General features: G+C 48.5%; 14 protein-coding genes. 7 read left to right on the top strand and 7 right to left on the bottom strand.

Annotated features, from left to right (window positions below):
• Positions 1 to 80: 80 nt before the first annotated feature.
• Positions 81 to 2,696, bottom strand: coding sequence for a putative LPS assembly protein LptD (locus ACMXI2_RS20720; protein WP_483777977.1), 2,616 nt, complete (start codon positions 2,694 to 2,696; stop codon positions 81 to 83).
• 89 nt (positions 2,697 to 2,785) lie between these two features.
• Here ACMXI2_RS20720 and ACMXI2_RS20715 point away from each other — a divergent pair, with 89 nt between their 5' ends.
• On the top strand, positions 2,786 to 3,157 hold the full coding sequence (locus ACMXI2_RS20715; protein WP_483777976.1) for a winged helix-turn-helix transcriptional regulator: 372 nt from the start codon (positions 2,786 to 2,788) through the stop codon (positions 3,155 to 3,157).
• 19 nt (positions 3,158 to 3,176) lie between these two features.
• On the opposite strand, the gene ACMXI2_RS20710 is transcribed toward ACMXI2_RS20715, so the two are convergent.
• The 5 genes from ACMXI2_RS20710 to ACMXI2_RS20690 are packed head-to-tail and all read right to left on the bottom strand — an operon-like array spanning position 3,177 to position 10,755.
• Positions 3,177 to 3,578 carry a hypothetical protein gene (locus ACMXI2_RS20710; RefSeq protein ID WP_483777975.1) on the bottom strand — a complete coding sequence of 134 codons (402 nt, stop codon included), beginning with the start codon at positions 3,576 to 3,578 and terminating at the stop codon, positions 3,177 to 3,179.
• Positions 3,579 to 3,602: 24 nt separating this feature from the next.
• Complete coding sequence (locus tag ACMXI2_RS20705; RefSeq protein ID WP_483777974.1) at positions 3,603 to 5,000, bottom strand: DUF4302 domain-containing protein; 1,398 nt, start codon at positions 4,998 to 5,000, stop codon at positions 3,603 to 3,605.
• Between the two features lie 26 nt (positions 5,001 to 5,026).
• Positions 5,027 to 5,914, bottom strand: coding sequence for a substrate import-associated zinc metallohydrolase lipoprotein (locus tag ACMXI2_RS20700; RefSeq protein WP_483777973.1), 888 nt, complete (start codon positions 5,912 to 5,914; stop codon positions 5,027 to 5,029).
• Positions 5,915 to 5,947: 33 nt separating this feature from the next.
• A complete protein-coding gene (locus ACMXI2_RS20695) occupies positions 5,948 to 7,375 on the bottom strand; it encodes a RagB/SusD family nutrient uptake outer membrane protein (RefSeq protein ID WP_483777972.1) in 1,428 nt (475 codons plus the stop codon).
• Positions 7,376 to 7,392: 17 nt separating this feature from the next.
• Positions 7,393 to 10,755, bottom strand: coding sequence for a SusC/RagA family TonB-linked outer membrane protein (locus ACMXI2_RS20690; protein WP_483777971.1), 3,363 nt, complete (start codon positions 10,753 to 10,755; stop codon positions 7,393 to 7,395).
• Positions 10,756 to 11,134: 379 nt separating this feature from the next.
• On the opposite strand from ACMXI2_RS20690, the gene ACMXI2_RS20685 reads away from it, so the two are divergent.
• Positions 11,135 to 11,716 carry an RNA polymerase sigma factor gene (locus ACMXI2_RS20685; protein WP_483777970.1) on the top strand — a complete coding sequence of 194 codons (582 nt, stop codon included), beginning with the start codon at positions 11,135 to 11,137 and terminating at the stop codon, positions 11,714 to 11,716.
• 57 nt (positions 11,717 to 11,773) lie between these two features.
• Here ACMXI2_RS20685 and ACMXI2_RS20680 read toward each other — a convergent pair whose 3' ends face one another.
• Positions 11,774 to 13,612, bottom strand: a complete 1,839-nt coding sequence (locus tag ACMXI2_RS20680) for a hypothetical protein (RefSeq protein ID WP_483777969.1) — start codon at positions 13,610 to 13,612, stop codon at positions 11,774 to 11,776.
• A 270-nt stretch (positions 13,613 to 13,882) separates the two neighbouring features.
• Here ACMXI2_RS20680 and ACMXI2_RS20675 point away from each other — a divergent pair, with 270 nt between their 5' ends.
• The 5 genes from ACMXI2_RS20675 to ACMXI2_RS20655 all read left to right on the top strand — a co-directional run bounded on the left by ACMXI2_RS20675 (position 13,883) and on the right by ACMXI2_RS20655 (position 21,869).
• Positions 13,883 to 14,455 (top strand): sigma-70 family RNA polymerase sigma factor, encoded by a 573-nt coding sequence (locus tag ACMXI2_RS20675; RefSeq protein WP_483777968.1) that lies wholly within the window; start codon positions 13,883 to 13,885, stop codon positions 14,453 to 14,455.
• A gap of 67 nt (positions 14,456 to 14,522) precedes the next feature.
• Complete coding sequence (locus tag ACMXI2_RS20670; protein ID WP_483777967.1) at positions 14,523 to 15,563, top strand: FecR family protein; 1,041 nt, start codon at positions 14,523 to 14,525, stop codon at positions 15,561 to 15,563.
• 177 nt (positions 15,564 to 15,740) lie between these two features.
• A complete protein-coding gene (locus ACMXI2_RS20665) occupies positions 15,741 to 18,914 on the top strand; it encodes a TonB-dependent receptor (protein WP_483777966.1) in 3,174 nt (1,057 codons plus the stop codon).
• Positions 18,915 to 18,938: 24 nt separating this feature from the next.
• Positions 18,939 to 20,339, top strand: coding sequence for a RagB/SusD family nutrient uptake outer membrane protein (locus tag ACMXI2_RS20660; protein WP_483777965.1), 1,401 nt, complete (start codon positions 18,939 to 18,941; stop codon positions 20,337 to 20,339).
• A gap of 75 nt (positions 20,340 to 20,414) precedes the next feature.
• Complete coding sequence (locus ACMXI2_RS20655; protein ID WP_483777964.1) at positions 20,415 to 21,869, top strand: glycoside hydrolase family 30 protein; 1,455 nt, start codon at positions 20,415 to 20,417, stop codon at positions 21,867 to 21,869.
• Positions 21,870 to 22,080 lie beyond the last annotated feature (211 nt).

Here is a 22,080-nt window from a genome sequence, read left to right as displayed (position 1 = left end):
CGCCCTGTTGCGGACGGTTTTCACAGGTACCATATTGTTTAGTTTTAATGGAGTTTATTGACCGGGGAAAAGGTGTTGTTCTACTGATCATAGAACTGCCTGGAGCGATTAAGCCGCAAATCCTTCAGGATGCTGGCTTTGGCGCTGATAGTGAAACTGAATTGCCGGTAAGTGCCAAACGGAATCAGGTTGATGGAGAGATTGAAATCGTGCAGGTCGCGCGAGATATACATGTTGGTGTAAGCGATTTGCATATTGGTAAAATCGAAGCCGCTGTTTAAACCTATCTTCCATTTGGGCGTAAGACTAAAGTCGCCATTAAAACTCACATATTGAGTAATACGCTTTACCACGCCGCCGGAGTCGGGGATGATGGTGTTGGTATACGACAAGCTGTAAGAAAGATCTATGCGCCAGGGGATATCGAAGTCCACGTACTCGCCAGGATTGTTGCGTACCTGTGCCAGCTGGCGTTGTTGCGCAGCAAAGGCGGCGTCGCCTCCCTGGACGTTTTGGAGGGAATCCATTTTTTGTTCTTTGGCTGCGCCTTTTTTATCTTTTGATTGGAAAGAAGTGCTCATGGAGATGCTGGCGTTGGTTAAACGCCCCAGGCTGATCTTACCCTGCTGCCATACGTATTTATCAAGACGGCGGCCGCGGGCATCTACCTGGTATGGATCAAGGTTACCGCTGGCGGAAATGTTCAGTTTATCGAACAGGTTGGTGCGGGCATATAAGCTGAAAGTGGACAACTTAAAGGAATCGGCCACCAGGTTGTAGCTGCCGTTGATTCCAAAACCATCCAGCAGTTTTATTTTCTTTTCATGGCGCCCGCTTGTGTCGTTTTTTGAGAATACTTTCATCTCCAGGTTATTATCCAGGCCGAAGTTAATACCTCCGAAAGCACCGGGGGAAGGCACCCCGATGATGGCGCCGTCGAAGTCGGATACCATTTGTTTATCGCCTTCCTTGTTGTACTGCAGTTCATGGTAATACTGGCTGGAGAGATCCGGGCGGTAGCTCACGCTCATGGTGGGTCGCATCACATGACGGATAGCTTTTATCTTCGAGTTTTTGTTAAACGTATACATGCCGTACATGGCGGTGGACAATGACATGCTGGCACTGATGTCGCGGGCACTGTAAAAGCCGGGAACGTAAGTGGTGTCAATAGCACCACCGGCGGTATCTGATCCGAGGTTCTTTTTATTGGGATCCCACTTACGGATAAGTTTCTTGGTGTACCAGTATTCTGTATAGTTGATGCCCGGTGATAATGTAAATGTTTTAAACACCGGGATAGAAAACGAGATCGGGATATTGTGCTGCATACCTGTTTGCATGGCATCAAACATCGCTTGTTTTCCAAACAGGGAGTCCTTGAAATTAGCCTGGTTGCGGAGGATCGTATTATAAGAGATCCCGATCTTTTCATACCACTTTGGTGAGCCCACCATTTCCTTTGGCTGGAAAGGATAGATGGTGTTCACCGTGAAGGTAGCATCCGGGAAAGAGATAGATACATCGCGGGTGCTGAGGTTCTGCGAGTGGTTCAACCCCATTGTAAGGTTATAGGGTTTACCCTGCCAGGTTTTGGAGAACGTGATAGATGACCCGATGTTATTGTTTACGCGGGTATTGTAATCAAATACATTGTATTTGTTATAGGAAGATGTACCAAAGTTTACTGCGGCGCCAAAGTTCACACCTGGGCGGGCCTTGCTGTCCATGCTGTGGTTCCAGGTTACGCGGAAATCTTTCGAGGTGCTGAACTCCGATTTTACTTCCGGGTCGCCGAAGCGGGTATTGGCAAAGTCGAAGTTAAAGCCGCCGTTGTATTTATACCTTTTCCGGTAGGTGGGACTCGCCTTGATCCCCCAGCTGCCGTACGAATAGAGGTCTATCCGGGTGGTGAGGTCGAAGTTGTCGCCCAGCCCCAGATAGTACCCGCCGTTTTCAAGGCCTATTCCCTTTTGCTGGTTTACTACGTATTGTGGCGGCAGGATCCCGGAGCGTTGTCCCTGTGTGATGGGGAAAATGGCGAACGGGATGAACAGGGGGGTGGGAATGCCTTCAATTTCGAGGTTAGCCGGACCGGAGATCACCAGTTTATCGGGGATCACTTTTATTTTGCGGGCGCGGAACTGGAAGTGCGGGGTATCAAGGTCGCAGGTAGTAAATGTATTTTTAAAGCCGAAGATGGTATTATCCGGCATCCGTTTGGATTGCTGGCTGGTGATAAATCCTTCTCCATATACCGACCGGGTATTATAAATTTTTGCTTTACGGGTGGTAATATTAAACTGCATGGTATCTGACTCAAAGCTTTGTCCGTTGTCGGTCATAACAGGACGGCCAATGGCTTTGCCGGCGGTGTCGTTCACTTTGGTGGCTTCCACCATGCCGTTTTCCTGGTCGAAGCTGATACGTTCTGCCGTGATGTTGGTTTCTTTGTATTTGGTATCGCCGCTACCGTACAGGAGTATACGTTTTTTGGGTATCTGCATTACGATAGAGTCTTTCGCTTTGTAATGGATGGGGGCATCCATGCTATCGGGTGAGGCGATGGGTAACGTATCGGCAGGGAGGCTGTCCAAAGCATCCGGTGAAATAATGAGGGCCGTATGAGGCACGCCTGCGGCAATAAGAATGAGGGCAATCAGTAAAACCGAAAGTAGCTGGCAAAGTATTTTCATGTATGCAGTTGGATGGCATCCGTTGAGCGAAAATAGTACCGGAATGGTTATGTTTGCCTCGTGTAACCAGTTACAAAAAGGATACTGACATGGAACATTTAAACGAGAAGGAGTGCAAATCAGCCGGGATGGCTGTAAGAGATACTTTAGAAACCATCAGCGGAAAGTGGAAGCTGTTGCTACTTTTAACATTTTATAAAGGAGGCAAGCGTCGTTTCCGTGAGCTGGTGAAAGAATTAAACATTTCCCCGAGGGTACTTTCAAAGGAATTACAGGAACTGGAAATGCATAAACTGGTGAGTCGTACGGTATGCGATACGCGGCCGGTGACAGTGGAATATGACATTACGCCTCATTGCAAAACACTGGCGCCGGTACTTAGTGCAATGAAAGAGTGGGGAGAGCAGCACCGCGCGGAAATTCTCGGAAAGAAAAATACAAGTGAAAACGGAGGGAAATGATCCCCTCCGTTTTTTTATTCTAGTAGAATAATCCTCTCAACAGGTTTTTCTTATCGTCGAGTGGTGGCTTTGACGCCATGAATGCGGACATCTGTTCGCTGTTCAGCACTGCGGCGAGTTTTGTTTTAAAGTCGTTGAACAGGGCAGGTTGCTGCTGCCTGTAAACGCTGAGGTCTTGTTTGTTAGCCAGCGCCAATGTTCTTTTGGCGTCGAGATAGTTCAGTATTATTTTATTTACCTGTGGTTTCTGCGCATCGGTTACCGCAATGTTTCTCAGGTAAATCATGCTATAATCGGTATTGGCTCTTGTTTGCTTATAGCCTTCTTTTACCTGGTTAACCGGCGACGGGGTGCTTTGCTGGGCATATACCAGTTTGCCGCCCAGTACGGTTATAACAGCTATGAAGAATATCTTTTTCATCTGATAAAAATTTTAATAATAAAATTACTGGTGGCTCCATGATATCCAGCCAAGTGCATCGCCGGCAGTCACCATGTCCATTGAAGCTCCATCTGCTTTACGTACAATGTAAAAGCCAGCGGAGTTGGCAAAATAAGGCGGCGCTGTTTTACCGGTATTAAAAACGTTATTGGTAGAAATAATGGCGGGAGGATTCACGATGGGGTCGCCGCCGTCGAGCATTTCGAAGGTAAGGCGGCCGCCACTCTGTAAATATGGATAAGCCACTCCACCTGCAAACAGGTAGGGGTAGCCGTTAGTGGCTCCTATGAAGAACGGAGACAATACATCGTAAAATTCTCCACCACCTGCATCTACCAGGCCCGGGTAATATACATACCTGTAGTAGGTTCGGCCCGGAAACGTAAGTCCCCTGATATTGTAAGCGTCATCCACCCCGCTGATGTGGAAGCCTGGAATAGTAAGCCAGGGGTTGTCGAGTCCTTCATTGTAGAAGGCGAGCGCGATACCTGGTTCCGGCGACAGCGGCGCCAGAGCGGGCGCAATGGTAGCTGCAGTACCATTGATAGTGGCGCTGATGGTGCGGCTGCCTGCATTCCAAACGAGGTTGTCGAGGGAGCGAACCGTGAGCCCACCAACAGTAACGGGTTCCTGCAGTATGATGCTGGTCGGTGCGAACTGGCAACCAACATTGGTAATGGTTTGACTACCCGCTGTTTTAATATCAAACGACCTGCCGCCTACGCCGGGAGTTATTTCGAAGATAACGCCGCCGGCGTTCACCCGTTTGAAATATTCGAGGATCTTATTGAAGGTGCTGTAAGAACCGAACCCGCTGGTAGTAAACAGGGTTTGTTCTGCCTGCGTGGCCTTTACCATCACCGCTTCCGCCTGATTCAGGTTGCCTTTCAAACGGATGGTGTCACCCAGTTCCGCTGCGGCCACGTTGTCTGCAAAAGAAAATTCAAAATCGGTCCCCCATCCGAAGCCCGATCCAAAGGGACTGTTGGATATGCTACCATCCGGATCGCAGGGGAGGTGAACATAGCTATAGGTATCAAAGATCAGCGTTGGGCGCTGGTTAGCTTTGATGCGGTAGCCGGTATTGTTAAAAATAGTAGCGGCTCCCATGTTAAAATCCGATAGCATAGACACCTGGCTGTTTTTATCGAATTTCATATAGTAGGAAAACGCCGCTTTTGGTCCGTTGCGGGTAACACCGCCATTAGTGGAAGTACCGTTGGTGTACTGGGTAACCACCCATCCATAGGGGGCGTCCGTAAGTTTTTGCTGATAGGTGGCCAGGGCCTGTGCTATTCTCACATCCGTTGGTATCCCATCTATATCAAGGTCTGATTTCCTGTCGCACGCAGAGAGCATCACTGCTATGCCGAGGAAATAATATATCCATATCTTTTTCATAAATAATAATTCAGGGTGATCAACAATTATTGATAATAGGCGGCCAGGGCTCTGCGGCATTTGCGTTGCAGGGCGTAAAAGTCGATGGACCACGACCGGGCAAAATAATCCACCACCGCCGCTTCTTTTGCTTTGATGGCTTCATATCCAAATGTTCCCGGACCATCTGTCTGATCGGCCAGAATTTTTTCATAGTCGTCATATCCATCGTTGCCATTGTCGGCGCCTATCAGGAGGGAGGCGATCATTTCCACGAAGTCTTCATTCGGGTCTGATTCTGCGTAGGCGGTAATAAACCCATCCATCCGCGCTTCCTGGTCGGCGATATTATACCAGTTACCGGTGTACCGTGGTGTGATCTGTTTAAAGGAAGGGGGAACTATGATATTCTGATTCAGGATGTGGCCAAACTCGTGGTGCATGGTATGTCCCATCCGTTTCAGCGTATTGGAGTCTTTTGCCTGGGTGGTAAAATTATTAAATTCAAACAGTACCATTGAAGTACCGCCTTCCGCCTGGCCGAGAATAATAGATCCGTTACTCAGGTATTGTGCGGACCCCGCTACTTTAAACGTTTTAGGCAGGTACTTTCTCAGGAAAACGGTGCTGCCGGTTTGATCGTTATATGGTCTGAAAGTAACCGCCAGCAAGGCTTTTAGTGCCGGGATCATTTTCTCTGCCTTTGGCGGAACAATTTCATAAGGAAAGTCCAGCTGACCGGGCAGCCATTTATAATAAACGGCGATGTTATAAGGTATGGTCAGACTATCATGTATAAAGATATCTTCCAGTGTGGTGGCGGTAGAGTCGCCGCCGAGCCCAACAGGAGGTGTGGTAAGGTTCACCTTTTCTTTTTTGCACGCGCTCCCCATTAGTAGTAGCAGGAAGATGCCGGTGATGATATGTAGTTTCATTGGTTTCATTTTAAAAGGTTTACAACAGATGAATTATCTCGGATTCAATGCCATGCCGTCGTTAACCGCTTCCGGCGGCAGCTGCAGCAATCGCCTTTTATCGCCGGGTACCAGGGTCGTGTTAAAATTAGGCGAGCCGGTATGTACTATCGGGATATCGAGACGAAGGATATCGAACCAGCGCAGACCTTCCTGCATGTAAGTGATCCTTTTCATAAAGAGCGTGGTTTCAATCATGGATTCATCCTGTGGCAGCCCATAGAAAGACATCATTTTTGCGATGGTTACGTTGTGGCTGGATGGATTGTAACCCGAGATATTTTTGCTTACCCAGGTATTCATGTCGGTGATAGCGGCGCTGTAATTCTTTAGGCGGATATTGGCTTCCACCCTGTTCATCAATACTTCATCCATGCTCAGGAGCGACATCACGGTAACGTCCGACTTAAATTTCGGGAAGTTAAAATACTGCGGACCTGCACCATAGATGCTGGCTGCCAGGTTACCGCCGGTAACATTGTCTGACAGGAAATATTCCTGGTTAATTTCAGAGCCTATCCCATAGCGGTAGCTATAATAGTTGTCTGGATATTTGGTGCCGGGCGCTTCCTGCAATAAAATATTGGCAGGATTAGATGCGTGGTTGTAGTATACCACCATATCATCGTACGACATGCCATAGAATGCATCCTGGTCGCGGATCAGGTTTGCCGGGTTGGCGCTGCCGAAAACAGCGGTGGCATGTGTTACCACTTTTGCATAATCCCGTTTGAATAAATAGAACCGTGCAGCAAAGGCGTTTGCAGCCTGGCGGGTGAAGTGATATTTTGGCGCGTTGGCATACAGTTCATCTTTCAGCAGGGGCAAGCCGGTGGTCAGGTCACTTTCAATTTTCTGGTATACCGCGGCTACGGTGCCCCTGTCGTATTTATTGAAAACGGAAGTGCTGATGGTGGTCATGTAGGGCACACCCGGGTCGGTGGCGGCAGTAGCCGGGTTATATGCTTTGGCAAACAGGGTAACCAGCATAAAATGGGCATAGGCTCTGCATACCAGGGCTTCTCCTTTTTGTGCGGAATAGTTTGCCGAGTCCGGACCGTTGCAATAGGACAATGCCTGGTTGGCCACCGCGATAGCGGCATAACAGGAATCCCAGTAAGCAATAGGGCCATCGGCGGAAATATCATCGGCATCCTGGTACTTAAATGTTTGGGTATTGATCTGGAAAGTTTGCGGATCAATACCTACCCCGGTGTTGCCTTTGTCTTCCACATTATCGCTCATCGCTTCGCAAAACAGCATATAACTGGCATGCGGATACGCAGTAGTGAGCAGCTGGGTCACCTGCTCCGGTGAGGTGATCACCGTCCTGTTGTCGGGCAGTGTTTCGAGGTACTTCTTACAGCCAGGTGCGGTTAGTACGGCGGTAAACAAGCCTATATAGATCAGTAGTTTTTTCATAATGAATACTTTTTGGATTAAAGGCTTACCCTCAGTGAAACGGTTACCTGTTTGTTGACAGGCATTGCTACCCCGCCGGTATTATAAAATTCCGGGTCCTGCCCGTGCAGGCGCTCATCGGCGTAGATAAGCCATAAGTTGTTTCCTGTGGCCGTGAGTGATCCGCCTTTTAACCCGATGCGACCCAGCAATGGCGCGGGAATCTGGTAACTGAGCGTCACTGATTTTAATCTTACAAATCCACCATCTGCTACGCGGTCGCTGGAAAAGTTATAGTTGTTATACGGATAGGCAGTATTAGACAGCAGATCTGTTTGTGTGTAGATGTCGGCCACGGAGGGGATATTTGTTTTCTTATCATCTCCGGGTAAGCTCCATCTTCCTTTAAACTCATTTGGCAGCGAGTTAAAATCCGTATAGTTGGTAGTGTATACCGGTGTAAGCCTGATCTTATTTCCCGCCTGGTAAGTAATGAGTGCGCTGAGGGAGAAATCCTTGTACCGGAAGGTGTTGCTCCATCCGCCGGTGATGGTTGGATCGGCGGGGCCTTCATACTTCAGGTATTTCACATTATGGCTTTGCAGGTATACGCCGGACGATACGGTACCGGTGTCGTTGATAAAGCGCGCTACGCCGGTGTAGGGATCCAGTCCTGCATTTTGCAGGGAGAACAGTCCGCGTACAGGATAGCCTTCCAGTGCGCCGCCGCCTTCACCTACCAGGTCGAAGATCACCGGGTTGTTCCTGGCGTTGGTGATGAGGGTATTATTATAGCTGAAGATGAAGGTACTGGTAAGACCCACATTCTTTTGTGCGATGATTTTGCCGGTGAGCGCTACATCCACACCATGTGATTTCATATCGGCGTAGTTGGCGAATTGGTTTACCTGTCCGCCTACGCCGGAAGTTTTAATCAAACCGATCAGGTCAAAGCTTTTTCTCCGGTAGTAATCGAAGGTGAGTCCGAGTCTTTCTTCAAAAAATCCCATATCAGCGCCGAGGTCCAGTTCATATTTCTTCTCCCAGGTAAGATCCGAGTTTTCCAGTGCCTGTATGAGAATGGCTGTTTGCTGATCGGCAAGATATGGCCGGGCAGTAACAAACGACCGTAGGATGGCGGTGGTATTGGTAGCCGCGCCGGTGCTGGCGTTCAGGCCATAGCTGGCTTTGAGCATCAGGTGACTGACTGCTGAGGCGTTTTTCAGGAAGTTTTCCTGGTCAACGTTCCAGTTACCGGCAACGGTCCAGGTAGGCAGCCAGCGTGCGTTGGGTGAGCTGCCAAGCCTGTTGGAACCATCTTCGCGGACGGTGGCCTGGACGGTGTATTTACTTTTATAGGTATAACTGGCGTTGGCATAAAATGCGGTAAACCGGTCGTAGTCGTTGCTTACACCGTAGTAGGTTTTATTTTTCTCTGTCATTTTTTTGATGAAGAGATAATCTACAAAGGGTGTTCCGCCGCTGTTATACTGATAACCTACGCCTATGTTGTTGGACGTTTGGCGGTCGGCGTATTTTACTTCCTGTCCTATCAGCGCTGCTACCTGGTGTTCGTCATCGTTGAACGACTGGTTATAGTTAAACTGGTTACGGAAAGTATAATTTTTCAGTTCCACATCATTTCTCCGGTAAAACCCTCCGTAGGGCAGTACTACCACTGCCGGGTCGTTAGGGAAGTCAGGATTTTTGTAGAGGAATGAATTCCGCTGGTTAATAATGCTGTTGCCGTTGGCACGGTAGGCATTGGCCTCATTGGATTTTTCATTTGACTTATGTTCCGCACTGGTCCGTGCGTAGCGGATGGCGCCGGTAAAGTCGTAGTTGAAATGGGAATTGAATTTATAATTCAGGTTGCCCTGTAATCTGAAATCGATGACGTTGAGGTCTGTAAAGTTATTTCTCGTTTCGTCAATGATATTAAAGGGGGCAAAGTTCCGCGTGAAGTATTCAAGCTGGCCGTTTTCGTCGTATGCTCTGAGCGCCCTGCTGGTGCTGAGTGCATAGGAGAAGGGGTTGATGTCGAAGTCCCTGGTGTAGGTACCCTGTACATTGTCAGATACGCGGTCTTCCGTGCCTGGTGCGCGTTGCTGGCGTACGTTACCGTTAACCTGGAGGCCGTAGCTCAGTTTATTATTAGGCGTATAGTTGGCGCGCATGTTTACCGTATATCGTTTCACGTTATCTGCGATGGTCCAGCCGGCGTCGTTGTAGAAGCTGGTGGAGAGATAGAGTTGTGATTTTTCGTTACCGGTAGACAGGCTCAGTGAGTGTTCCTGTGTGAGGGAATTCCGGAACAGGATATCGAACCAGTCGGTGTTGGCGTTGGCGTATTGCATGAGCCATTGCTGCCGTGCTTCGGGGGTATTCAGTACTGAAAATTTATCGCTGCCATCGGGATATTGAAGGAGGCGGCCCAGTTTTCCGTAGATACCTGAAGTAGGTTCGTTGATCTGTTCGGAATACTGGAGCAGTTGTTTACGTTCCAGTTCCGCGTATACCGACATCTGGTCGGCGGAGTTCATGATATCGTAGTTTTCGTAGGAGGGTTTCAGTTGTACGCCGAAGTTGCCGGTGTAAGAAACTGCGGCCCTGCCTGCCTTACCTTTTTTGGTGGTGATAACGATTACGCCGTTCATGGCGCGGGCGCCATAGAGGGCGGTAGCGGCGGCATCTTTCAGGATATCGAAGGTTTCAATATCGTTGGCATTCAGTCCGGCTACGGCAGAACCCAGTAGGGTATTGATATTACCGCTGGAGAGCTGTTCGTTGGAAACGTTTACGATATCTTCCAGCACTACGCCGTCTACTACCCACAGTGGTTTGTTTTCACCGGAGATAGAGGTAGCGCCGCGGATACGTACTTTAGGGGCGGAGCCGAAGGTGCCGGAAACGTTTTGTACGCTCACACCGGCAGCGCGGCCTTCCAGCATACGGCTCACATCCTGTACGCCGTCTATTTTCACATTATCACCTTTGAGGGTAACGGCGGCGCCGGCAAATTTCTTGCGGTCGATATTCTGGAAACCGGTTACTACCACACCTCCCAGTTCTGTTACATCTTCTTCAAGGGAAACAACCAGGTTAGCGGTGGCTCTTACTTCCCGGGTTTTGTAGCCTACGGCAGATATCACCAGCGTGGCGCCATCCGGCACATCCAGGTCAAATGCACCTGCCGCATTGGTAATAGCGCCTCTTGTAGTACCCTTTACTTTTACCGAGGCGCCGGGTAATGGTTCCCCTTTATTGTTGCGGATAATGCCATGCACAGGGGCTGCCGCTTTCACGGTTTGCCGCAAGGGGCCGGGCGGGAGTTTTTCCAGGGAATCCCTGGCGCTTGCCTGCAAAGAAAGCGCGAGCAGAAAAAGGGACAGTAGCTTCATAGTTAACAGCGATTTAATTGAATATAATCCGGGCAATGTAGGGTAGGGAAACGCACCCAGCTTTCTACATCTCTTGGTTGAATGCATATGAGGTAATAAGGGTTTAATCTTATATTCTGGTTGATATCACTATACCTTCCCGGCAGTATTATTGATGGCTCCGACTTGATAAAAAAAGCAAAAACTTACCGGGGATCTTATCTACATCAGTACATTATCATAGTGTATAAGGCTAATTTAACTAAAATTATTATACCATCCCGGGCAAAAAAAGAAGAACGGTCAATTTCATCCCGGCAGCGGTTACGCATTTTGCCGTAAACGATTTTTACTGTATTTTGCCCCCTCGTTATGGAACTAATCCCATTATTCCAACATCATGCATGATAATGAATTATGGTACTCCTATAAAGAAGGAGATGTAAAAGCCCTGGAAGGATTATATGAACTCTATTATTCCCCGCTCACGAACTACGGATTTAAATTTACGCCCGATAATGTATGCATAGAAGAAAGCATGCAGGATCTTTTCCTGAGGCTATGGCAAAACAGGGAGCGTATTGAAAGTCCGGCGGTGGTAAAACAGTACCTGTATCTTTCTTTCCGGCGTATCCTGCTTCGTAAGCTGGAGTACAACCCTTCGCGGCATGAAGAAGAGTTGAGCGGAGAACATATTCCTTTTCAACTGGAACTGATCGGCGGGCACCCGATGGTGAGGAAAGAACGTATGGAGGAACTTACTGCCAAAGTAGATCTGTTGCTCACCATTTTAAATAACCGGCAGCGGGAAGCGGTATTCCTGAAATATTATGAAGACCTTTCTTATGAAGAGATCGCTGACATCATGCACATGAATATAGTTGGCGCGTACAGGCTGGTATACCGTGCGCTTGAAAGTTTACGTGAACAGTTTGGCGACTTCACTTTACTCCTGATTCTTTATGTTTTAAAACGGGCCTGAAAAATTAAACTAAAAGATAAAAAAAAGCAGCGAAGATTTTCTTCGCTGCTTTTTGTGTTAAGCTGTTTTGCAGAAAGCAATATGATCGTGTACCTGTGGTATTTTCTGATAGCCGTTGGTAAGACCTAATTGCAGATCCAGCCAGAGGATATACGCGCAGGGTTCCATACCGGTGGTAGAGAATACCAGGCTGTTGTTGTGGTATTCTGCTGCTGCCGGTGGCGGGCCGCCGTGGAAGGATGCGGGGAGTACGGGGTTGCCTTCAAAGCGGATGGTGAATGCTTCGATATGCGGGTGGGCAATGGTGTATTGCGCGGTAACGGTGGTGGTGATACCTCCGCAGCCGTGGCCACTGCCGGTAGTTTCCCCGATTTCGAGCATGGCAGCTGCGAGGATATTTTCATCGCCGGTGTAGCCCCATCCCGGGTGTCTTCTTTGTTTATAATTTACATTGGATACTACAATTTTCTCCAGTGTATTGATGGCGGTGAGTGTGGTGGTACCTACTTTCCGGGCTTCGAAGATAATTTTGAAAGTATGGATGCCTGCTCTTTGTGCGGGTGGTACGGCGTTGCCGGCCACGAGCACAGCAGGTGCGGTGAGATCAAAATTATCCCTTGCGAAGGCCGTGCCGGCGGCGTTGAGCGCCAGCTGGGCAGTATTGAGGATGGCCAGTACACCGTTGGTAGGGGTGAAGATACCGGTGGTCAGGTTATTGCCACGCGGTACCGGAATCCATACTTCGCCTGCGCTGTTGAGGGCGGGGGTAACAATTACCGCTTCGTGTGTCCAGGTGGTGGGGCCGGTTTGTTTCAGCAGCTCACCTATCTTAAATGGCAGCAGGGCGCTGAGCACTTGTGCGGCGCTGAGTTCGTAGCTGGTGTCGGCATTGATGATGCGGAAGCGGTATTCCATTTCATTGGAGTTGGTGCCGCTTGGCAAGGTGCCGTTGAGATCGAGGGGGCCGTAGAAGGAGAGACGGGGCACATCAGTGGTATAACCCTGTGCATCAAACTGGGCGCCGGTAGGGCCTATGTCGTAGGCGCCTACTCTTTCAAAGAGGGCGGGTACTTCATTATTAGGGGTGATATCGTCCGGTACGCAGAGTTCTATGCAGAAGCAGGGGCCGCGGTTGGTGCGGTCGGCGCGGTGGCCTATGCTGCGGTCTTCCTTTAGCAATACAGCGCCTGATACGGGTTCCGTGATGCTGAAATAGAGATCGGGGCCTGCGGGCCATTCCACATTAAGCCAGGGCGACAGGAGCGTTTGACTGAAGTCGGCCATTGTATAATCTATCCGGAAATGCCCGGTGGCATCGGTGAGCTGGCTGCCGAGAGGGTCGTCCTGGAGCCAGTCTACATCAAAAGCGGCTACCCGTAAGCCTTCCAGCGGCTTCTGGGTTTTGCAGTTGATCACGCGGCCGCAGATCACCCATGCGTCATATTTAGCGCGGATGAGGCACCACCAGCGGTTGGGGATTACATGTTCCCAGGAGGCAAAGAAATCATTTTCCTGTCCGCGCCACCGTGGCTGGAGGGTGGTGATGTGGAACTGGAGGGTAGGCAGTGTGCCGGGGTAGGGTTTGGGACGTGGTACATTGCCGCATTCGAAGTCGATTTCAAAGGCTTCGCCTTCATATTTACTTTCTCTTCCGAGAGAAAAGGCGAAGTTGCCTTCCGCATCGGTGAGGGTTTCTGCCAGCAGGTTGCCGGCTTTCTTTTTGGCTTCTTCTGCGGATACTTCGTGAAAAGTTTCTTTCTCCGCAGCAGTGGCCTGCAGGATTACTTCCCGGGAAACGGCTGCCCGGTAAAGCCTGATCTTAACATTGGCAATGGCTTCTATGCAGTATTTGTCGCACAGGAGGCCCTTTAAATTGCCTTTAAACTGGTAACTCATGACATTTTTTTTTGGGTTATTTTAAATCTAAAGCAGGTGCTTTTGGGGTGTTCTTCATTAGAATTTTTGGGGACTGTTTGTGCTGTTATGATGGCGCCTGCTTCTTTAGCAAATCTCTACCTAAATTCCTTCGTTATCAAGAGGATAAGTGCGGGAATTGCTAAATGCGTATATATCGCGTGGTGGCGGGAAAGCGCTGATAAGTGGAAAGGTATTTTGGGCATCCGGGATAAAAGTGCTTATTTTGCCGGTTAGGTTTGGTAGAGCAACATGAAAGAAGACAGCAGCAATTATTCCCTATATGATGAGGAGGATTTGGTGACAGCTTTCCAGGTGAGTGAGGATATACGTGCGTTTGAAGAAATCTATAAAAGATTCTGGTTCAAACTGTATAGTGCAGCTGTGAAGCGTACTACTTCCCAGCACGAGGTGGAGGAGCTGATCCAGACCATTTTTGAGCGGTTGTGGGCCAACCGGCGCAAGGTGGTGATTCATAATATAGGCGCTTACCTGGCTGTTTCACTCAGAAACATCCTGCACGATTCCCAGCGGAGGAAGATGACAGCAGAAAAATACAGGGAAACACTGGATGCCGATCCACTGGTGAATACTACAGAAGAAGATGTGAACAGGGGGCTTCTCCTGAAAGACATCGAAAAAACGTTGCGGGAGCTGCCGGAGAAAACCCAGGCTGTTTTCCGGCTGAGCCGTTTTGAAAATAAGTCGGTCCGCGAAATCGCCGGCAACCTCGATCTCACCGAAAAGGCCGTGGAATATCATATCACAAAGGCTATAAAACTGCTGCGGCAGCGGCTCCGCGGCTATATGTCTTCCTTCCTGTAAAATTCTTTTGATTTTTTTTAGGGATTTAATTCAGTTGTGCGTCAATGTAATCAGATAAACTGATTCCATGAGCCAATATGAATTCGACGACCTGCTTGAAAAATATCTTTCGGGGCAATGCACGCCGCAGGAAGAAAAACTGGTATTGGCCTGGTACCGCTCATTTATCAATGAAAGTGAAATAGAGATATCTGCAGAAGAAAAGCAGCGGATTGAAAGCCGGATCTGGTCTAATGTAGCTGCCACCGTTGGCAGCGGGGAACCGGAAACGCCGGTAGTGCGCATGTGGCCCCGGCAAATCGCGCGGCTGGCCATTGCGGGCTGCCTCGTACTGATTACCGTAGGCGCCTGGTATTGGTGGTCGCGGCAAAAGGCCGTTACGCCAAAGAATTTATTTACGCAGGAGCCTATCCCGGGTGGGTATGTATCCGTTTTCAATGAAACGGAGGGCAACCGGGAAGTGGCGTTGAGTGATGGATCGGAGGTGAGACTGGAGCCCGGCAGTATAGTGTATTACCCGCCTGCATTCAGCGGCCATACACGGGATGTGTACCTGAGCGGGAATGCATTCTTCCGGATCGCGCATGATGCCAGCAGGCATTTCATTGTACACACCAGCGAAGGCATACTGGCAGAGGTATTGGGAACGAGTTTTTATGTGAGCCATGATAAGGTGAGTCATAAGGTAGAAGTGGCCGTGGTAACCGGGAAAGTATCTGTTTATGAGCGGAAGAAGAAGAATGATACTTTATTTACAGCATCTGCCAACAGCATTATTATTACACCCAACCAGAAGGTTACTTATAAAACAGAAAACAACCAGTTTACCACCTCGCTGGTAGACGACCCAAAACCGGTAACAGTACCGGAGAAGCAGCCCACGTTCAGTTATGAAGATGCTTCCCTGGAAGATGTATTAAAGGCTTTGGAGAACACTTATGCCATTACCATTGAAACGGATAACGGGCAATTCAGCCGGTGTCATTTTACAGGAGATATTACAAGACAACATCTATACGAGAAGCTGGATATTATTTGCCAATCTGTTCAGGCTTCATATGAAGTAAAGGGTACCACCATTTATATAAAAGGAAAAGGATGTAATTAACGAAGGTTATATAAAAATCACTAAAAGAAAAAACTGGTAATGTGGGGCATTACCAGTTTAATAAAATTAACCGTTTGCCGCGGTTAAAATGCGCTATGTCCGCAAACTTTCAATTAACGAAACAAAGCCACACAAGTTATGAAAAAAAAGCGATTCGCTGCCGTAATCTACTACGTTATGAGATTAACTGCTGTTCAACTTATTCTTGCTTCCGTTTTTTCACTGTCGCTGTACGCCAATAAGGTGCACTCACAGTCTGTGCTGGAAAAACCGATCTCCATTTCGGCAGAGCAAACTTCCGTGAAAAAGCTGCTGAACCAGATCCGCACCCAGACAGGCGTGAATTTCACCTATAGCAGCGATATGGTGGATGTAAACCGGAAGATATCTGTAGAGCTGAAATCCAGACAGCTGAAGGAGTTTTTTGATGATATTTTAAAGCCTATGGGTATCGACTTTAAGGTGATAGATAACCAGCAGATACTGCTGTACCTGACACCTGCCGATGGCCGTCAGAATATAGTGGTAACCGGTGTGGTAACCGGTGAAGACGGTTTACCCGTGCCTGGCGCTACAGTGAGAGTAAAGGGCCGCACCACGGGTACCACCACTTCCGTAGATGGTAAATTCACGCTGTCTGTTCCCGATAAACAGGCAGTGCTGGTGATCTCGTTTATCGGTTATCAACCGCAGGAACTGATAGTAGGAGAGCAAACTCATATCACCGTGAAGCTGACCGCAGAAAACAGTAAGCTGAATGAAGTGGTGGTAGTGGGTTATGGCACCCAGCGGAAGAAAGACATTACCGGTGCAGTATCTGTAGTAAAGGCAGATGCCTTTGAAAGCAGACCCATTGTAAGCGCCGCAGCAGGCTTACAGGGCCAGGCGGCCGGTGTAACGGTTACCGCCCCTTCCGGCAAACCCGGTGCAGGATTGAATGTGAGCATCCGTGGTAATACATCCCTTAACGCCAGCAACAACCCGCTGTTTGTGGTAGATGGGGTGATTGTTCCGAATATTGACTTCCTGAACCCGAGTGATATCGAAAGTTTTTCTGTGCTGAAAGATGCGTCTTCCGCAGCTATTTATGGCGCCAGCGGAGCGAATGGAGTGGTACTTGTTACCACTAAAAAAGGAACCAGCCAGTCGAAAGTATTTGTAAATGCGTATACCGGTATGTCCAACTTCGCTAAGAAAATGGATGTATTGAATACTACGCAGTACCAGGCGCTGATGGCCGACCTGGGCATCACTGATCCCAATAACCTGAACACCGACTGGCAGAAAGAAACGTTCAAAACCGGCAGAGAGCAGAATATCCAGGTAGGGGTTTCCGGTGGTAGCGAGAAAGGACATTACTATGTGTCCGGCGGTTATCAGAAACAAAAAGGCGTCGTGGCGCCGGCAGATTATGACCGTTATTCTGTAAGGGCCAACATCGATAATAAAGTGAAAGACTGGCTGACACTGGCTTCCAACCTGTCGTTCAACAGGTCAGTATATGTAGATGTACCGGATAACAGTGGTGTGGCAAGAGGAGGTACGATCCTGTCGGCCTTAACATCACCGCCTACAATCGGTATTTATAATGCAGATGGTACTTATACCTCTAACCCAAATAATAAAAGCTGGCAGAATCCTATCGCCTATGCTTTTGCGCCGCAACAGAAAGCGATCAACAACCGTTTCCTGGGTAATGTAAGCGCAGATTTCACCATCTTACCGGAACTGCATTTCCGTTCCAACCTCGGCGCTGAATCGGAAGGCTACCGTTATGACTATTTCCTCGATCCCTATTCTACTGACTATGGCGCAAAGGAAAAAATGGGTTATGGCAAGTCCCAGTCGATCGAACGTTTTGTATGGTTATGGGAAAACACTGTGAGCTATAACAAACAGTTTGGTAAACACAATGTGGGCGCAATGGTAGGTCATACCATGCAGGAATCTGATTATAATTTCACCGATGATATCGCCAAAGGATATACCAGCGATAAGATCCCGACGCTGACAGGTTCTACTATCCGTGAGAAACAGGAAGTAACCAAAAATCAATGGGGTAAACGGTCTTACCTGGGCCGCCTGAACTATGGCTATGCCGATAAATACCTGTTCACTGCTACCATGCGTTATGATGGTTCATCCAGGTTTGCACCGGATGCGCGTTACGGATGGTTCCCGTCTGTATCGGCAGCATGGCGTATTTCCAACGAAGATTTCTTCAGCAAAGATGGTATAGTGAATGACCTGAAAATCCGCGCGGGCTGGGGTAAAACCGGGAACGACGGAATCGGCGATTACGACTGGCGCCGGCTGTTCACCAGCAATGGTACCGGTGGCTTGAACTTCACCAACCTGCCAAAGAACGACCTGACCTGGGAAAAGACCACCCAAAGCAACGTGGGCGTGGATCTTAGTATCCTGAACAGCCGCATCAACATTACAGCGGATGCCTATATCAAGAAAACCAATGACCTGCTGGTGGATATTCAGCCACCCGCCAGTTCGGGTTTTGGAACACAACGTTACAACGTCGGCAGCATAGAAAATAAAGGGGTGGAACTGAGTGTGAATGCACTGATCATCGATAAGGAAGTGAAATGGAATGCCAACGGTAATATTTCCATGAACCGTAATAAAGTACTGAACCTCGGCCCTACACCGAGTTTAGGTTATGGAGATGTATATGAAAGAGGTAACGCTATCCGCGTAGAACCGGGTCATCCCCTCGGTGCGTTTTATGGTTACGTGGCACAGGGTGTTGATCCTGCTACCGGTAACATGATCTACGCAGATCTGGATGGCGACAAGAAATTATCTGATGGTGACCGCACCTGGATCGGCAATGCACAGCCCGACTTTATCTATGGTCTTACCAATAGTATCAGTTACAAAGGCTTTGACCTGAACCTTTTCTTCCAGGGTATCCAGGGCAACGAGATCTTCAATGCTACCCGTATGGAGCTGGAAGGTTTGTACGACTCCAAGAACCAGAGCACGGCGGTATTGCGCCGCTGGAAACAGGCAGGCGATGTTACAGATATTCCAAAAGCAGAAAAAGGAAATACAATCAACAGTGCATCGTCTTCCCGCTTTGTGGAAAATGGTGCTTACCTGCGCCTGAAATCAGCTACGCTGAGCTACAAGTTTTCAAATGATCTGCTGAAACATATCGGTGTTGGCCGGTTGAATGTGTATGTGACAGGACAAAACCTGCTGACATTTACCAGGTACAAAGGACTGGATCCGGAGGTAAGCAAAGATGCTGCTAACGGCCCGGCTATGGGTATCGACTATGGAACCTATCCACAGTCGCGCGCCTTTATCTTTGGTTTGAATGCTGAGTTTTAGTCTTAACAATTAATTATTCCAAGTATGAAACAATTCACTTCTTATATAGCAACCGGTTTTCTCAGTGTGTCTTTGCTTTCGTCCTGCACAAAGGATCTGCTGGACAAGAAGCCAATTTCCCAGTCAGAAACCGCCACTGCAGAGTCGCTGCTGCTGGGCGCCTATGATAATATGTATGATGAGTATTACACCTCCGACTTCCTGACCAACGGAGATGTATCGGCAGATAATGGTTATGCAGGCGGTGATAACGCAGCTAACTTTTCCATTGATAAATTCACGGTTAATTCCATCAATGGCAACGTGAAAAGAGACTGGAAATACCTGTACACTGATATAAAGAACTGTAACCTGATCCTGAGCATAACGCCAACTACGGATGATAAAGGACTAACGCCTGAACGCCGTGAAGAGATCATGGGAGAGGCGTCTTTCCTGCGTGCATGGCATTATTTTAACCTGATCAGGAGCTGGAAGGAAATACCAATCATTACTGCTATACCAACGGATCTGCAAAGCATGTACGTGGCTAAAAAGCCTGCGGAAGAAGTATATGCGCTGATCATACAGGACCTGGAATATGCGTTGGCCCGTGTACGTGATAATCCGCCTGCCGGTAACAAAGGCATAGTGGCCAAAGGAGCAGTAAATGCCTTGCTCGCAAAAGTATATGCGCAGAAACCAAACCCCGACTGGAACAAAGTGATTACTTATTGCGATGCCGTAGCCGCCGGCGGTTATGACCTGGTACCGGATTTTGCTACCCTGTTTACCGTGGCCGGAAAGAATAATATCGAATCTATCTGGGAAACACAGTTTGATGGTATCTTACACCAGAACTGGGTAACGGGTATGAATACACCGTTTATGTGGGGCGACTGGAAGAAATTCAATATTCCTTCACATACGATTGTAGCTGCGTTTGATGCAGAAGGCGACACCGTGAGAAAAGCTGCCAGCATTAAGTTTGTGAATGTTTCCTGGACAGATGACTATTGGAAACAACCGGTTCCCGTGATCTATAAATATAATGATGCAGATGGTAAAAGTAATACTTACCGCCTGCGCTATGCAGACATCCTGCTGATGAAAGCAGAAGCGTTAACAGAGCTGAACAAACTGGACAACACTACCAACGGGGCGCAGTATTATATCAATAAAATCAGGCATCGTGCGAAGCTGGGCGATACACCGGCCAGAACCCAGGCCGAACTCCGCCTGGCGGTGGAAAAGGAAAGACAACTGGAACTGGCTTTTGAAGGCCACCGCTGGTATGATCTCATCCGCACCAACCGCGCTATCCCGGTAATGAATGCACAAAAAGACGGCAACGGTAACAACCTGAACTACAATGTAACCGCGGATAAGTTATACTTCCCTATTTCACAGGACGAAATAGACAGTAATCCAAACATCAACAAATAAGTACTGGAATTATAAAATGAAAACGGAACGGGAGCCTGGATAACACCAGGCTCTTTGTTTAAATACCCTTTCCACATGCAGAAAATATTCAGTCATATATTATTTGCCGGCGGCCTGGCGCTCTTTGCCTGCTCCGGCAGTAAAGGCATTACGCAACCGATTATACCAACAGATACCAGTCGCCCTAATGGCGCCACAGTAAACTACTGGATTACTACCGGAGATCAGCAAAGCCTGTTGAAGCAATCAAACGCACAGCCGGTATTCGGTACTCCTGACACCAACGGTTATACGACTATTGAAGTGGACAGCGCCAACACTTTCCAGGAAGTAGATGGATTTGGCTATACCCTTACCGGTGGCAGCGCACAACTGGTCAATGCCATGAATGCCACCGCGAAACAACAACTGTTGCAGGAGCTGTTTGGTAATACCGCGAACAGTATCGGCATCAGCTACCTGCGTATCAGCATAGGCGCCTCTGATCTGAATGCCATGCCCTTCACCTATAATGATATACCGGCAGGACAAACCGATTTATCACTGACACATTTTTCACTGGATGCCGACATGGCTACTGGCACAGGTTTGATCCCCCTGCTGAAAGAAATACTGCTGATCAATCCACAGCTGAAAATACTCGCAACGCCGTGGAGTCCACCGGTATGGATGAAGGACAATGGTTCTTTTAAAGGCGGTGTCCTGCAAACAAAATATTATGAAGTGTATGCGCAGTACCTGGTACAATACCTGCAGCAAATGAAAGCCGCCGGTGTTACTATTGATGCCATCACACCACAGAATGAGCCGCTGAATCCTGATAATAACCCCAGCCTGAAAATGGTGGCCGAAGCGCAGCGCGACTTTATCAAAAACAACCTGGGACCCGCCTTCGCAGCAGCAGGGCTCACCACCAAAATTATTGTATACGATCATAACTGTGATCATCCGGATTACCCGTTGACCATCCTGGCCGATGCAGCGGCCGCGAAGTTTGTAAACGGCAGCGCCTTTCACTTATACGCAGGCGATATCAGCGCATTATCCACCGTACACGCCGCGGCGCCTGGTAAAGCGTTGTATTTTACCGAACAATGGACCAGCGCCACCGGCGGTTTCGACGGCGACCTGAAATGGCATATAAAAAATGTGATCATCGGAAGCATGCGTAATTACAGTCGTACTGCGCTGGAATGGAACCTGGCCAACGATCCCAACTACGGCCCGCATACGCCCGGTGGATGTACCGAATGCAAAGGTGCGCTTACCATCAGTGGCAGCAACATTACGCGGAATGTTGCGTATTACATCATTGCACATGCGTCTAAATTTGTGCCTGCAGGCTCGGTTCGGATTGGCAGCAACAGCGAAGGGAATTTGTACACAGTGGCCTTTAAACGGCCCGACGGAAAAAAGGCGCTGATTGTATTGAATGATAACAATGCAACTACTTCTTTTAACCTGAAGTATCAGGGTAAACAGGTGATACCTGTGTTGCCTGCGGGGAGTGTAGCTACTTTTGTGTGGTAATCATTATTTCAAACAGGGGTTTTCCCACGTGGAAAACCCCTGTTTCTTTTTACTGCTCCGTCCATTTCCGGACACCTCTGTCTTAAATCCGGACAAATTATAAATTTAACTTATTCAGTTCCACCTGATCCTAATACCTCTATCCGCTGGCATTTTCTTCGCGGCAACCCCGGCGGTCCCGTGAGGTTGATATCTTTCAAAATCCAACTTT

Source organism: Chitinophaga sp. G7 BAM 1005, assembly GCF_057126945.1.
This window is presented reverse-complemented; position numbering and strand designations above follow the sequence as displayed.

What these genes read in the sequence shown, in the direction of transcription:
- ACMXI2_RS20685 (WP_483777970.1), top strand. Translation starts at nt 11,135, where the DNA reads ATGCATGATAATGAATTATGGTACTCCTATAAAGAAGGAGATGTAAAA.
- ACMXI2_RS20720 (WP_483777977.1), bottom strand. Translation starts at nt 2,696, where the DNA reads ATGAAAATACTTTGCCAGCTACTTTCGGTTTTACTGATTGCCCTCATT.
- ACMXI2_RS20695 (WP_483777972.1), bottom strand. Translation starts at nt 7,375, where the DNA reads ATGAAAAAACTACTGATCTATATAGGCTTGTTTACCGCCGTACTAACC.
- ACMXI2_RS20715 (WP_483777976.1), top strand. Translation starts at nt 2,786, where the DNA reads ATGGAACATTTAAACGAGAAGGAGTGCAAATCAGCCGGGATGGCTGTA.
- ACMXI2_RS20670 (WP_483777967.1), top strand. Translation starts at nt 14,523, where the DNA reads ATGAGCCAATATGAATTCGACGACCTGCTTGAAAAATATCTTTCGGGG.
- ACMXI2_RS20675 (WP_483777968.1), top strand. Translation starts at nt 13,883, where the DNA reads ATGAAAGAAGACAGCAGCAATTATTCCCTATATGATGAGGAGGATTTG.
- ACMXI2_RS20690 (WP_483777971.1), bottom strand. Translation starts at nt 10,755, where the DNA reads ATGAAGCTACTGTCCCTTTTTCTGCTCGCGCTTTCTTTGCAGGCAAGC.
- ACMXI2_RS20680 (WP_483777969.1), bottom strand. Translation starts at nt 13,612, where the DNA reads ATGAGTTACCAGTTTAAAGGCAATTTAAAGGGCCTCCTGTGCGACAAA.
- ACMXI2_RS20665 (WP_483777966.1), top strand. Translation starts at nt 15,741, where the DNA reads ATGAGATTAACTGCTGTTCAACTTATTCTTGCTTCCGTTTTTTCACTG.
- ACMXI2_RS20705 (WP_483777974.1), bottom strand. Translation starts at nt 5,000, where the DNA reads ATGAAAAAGATATGGATATATTATTTCCTCGGCATAGCAGTGATGCTC.
- ACMXI2_RS20660 (WP_483777965.1), top strand. Translation starts at nt 18,939, where the DNA reads ATGAAACAATTCACTTCTTATATAGCAACCGGTTTTCTCAGTGTGTCT.
- ACMXI2_RS20655 (WP_483777964.1), top strand. Translation starts at nt 20,415, where the DNA reads ATGCAGAAAATATTCAGTCATATATTATTTGCCGGCGGCCTGGCGCTC.
- ACMXI2_RS20700 (WP_483777973.1), bottom strand. Translation starts at nt 5,914, where the DNA reads ATGAAACTACATATCATCACCGGCATCTTCCTGCTACTACTAATGGGG.
- ACMXI2_RS20710 (WP_483777975.1), bottom strand. Translation starts at nt 3,578, where the DNA reads ATGAAAAAGATATTCTTCATAGCTGTTATAACCGTACTGGGCGGCAAA.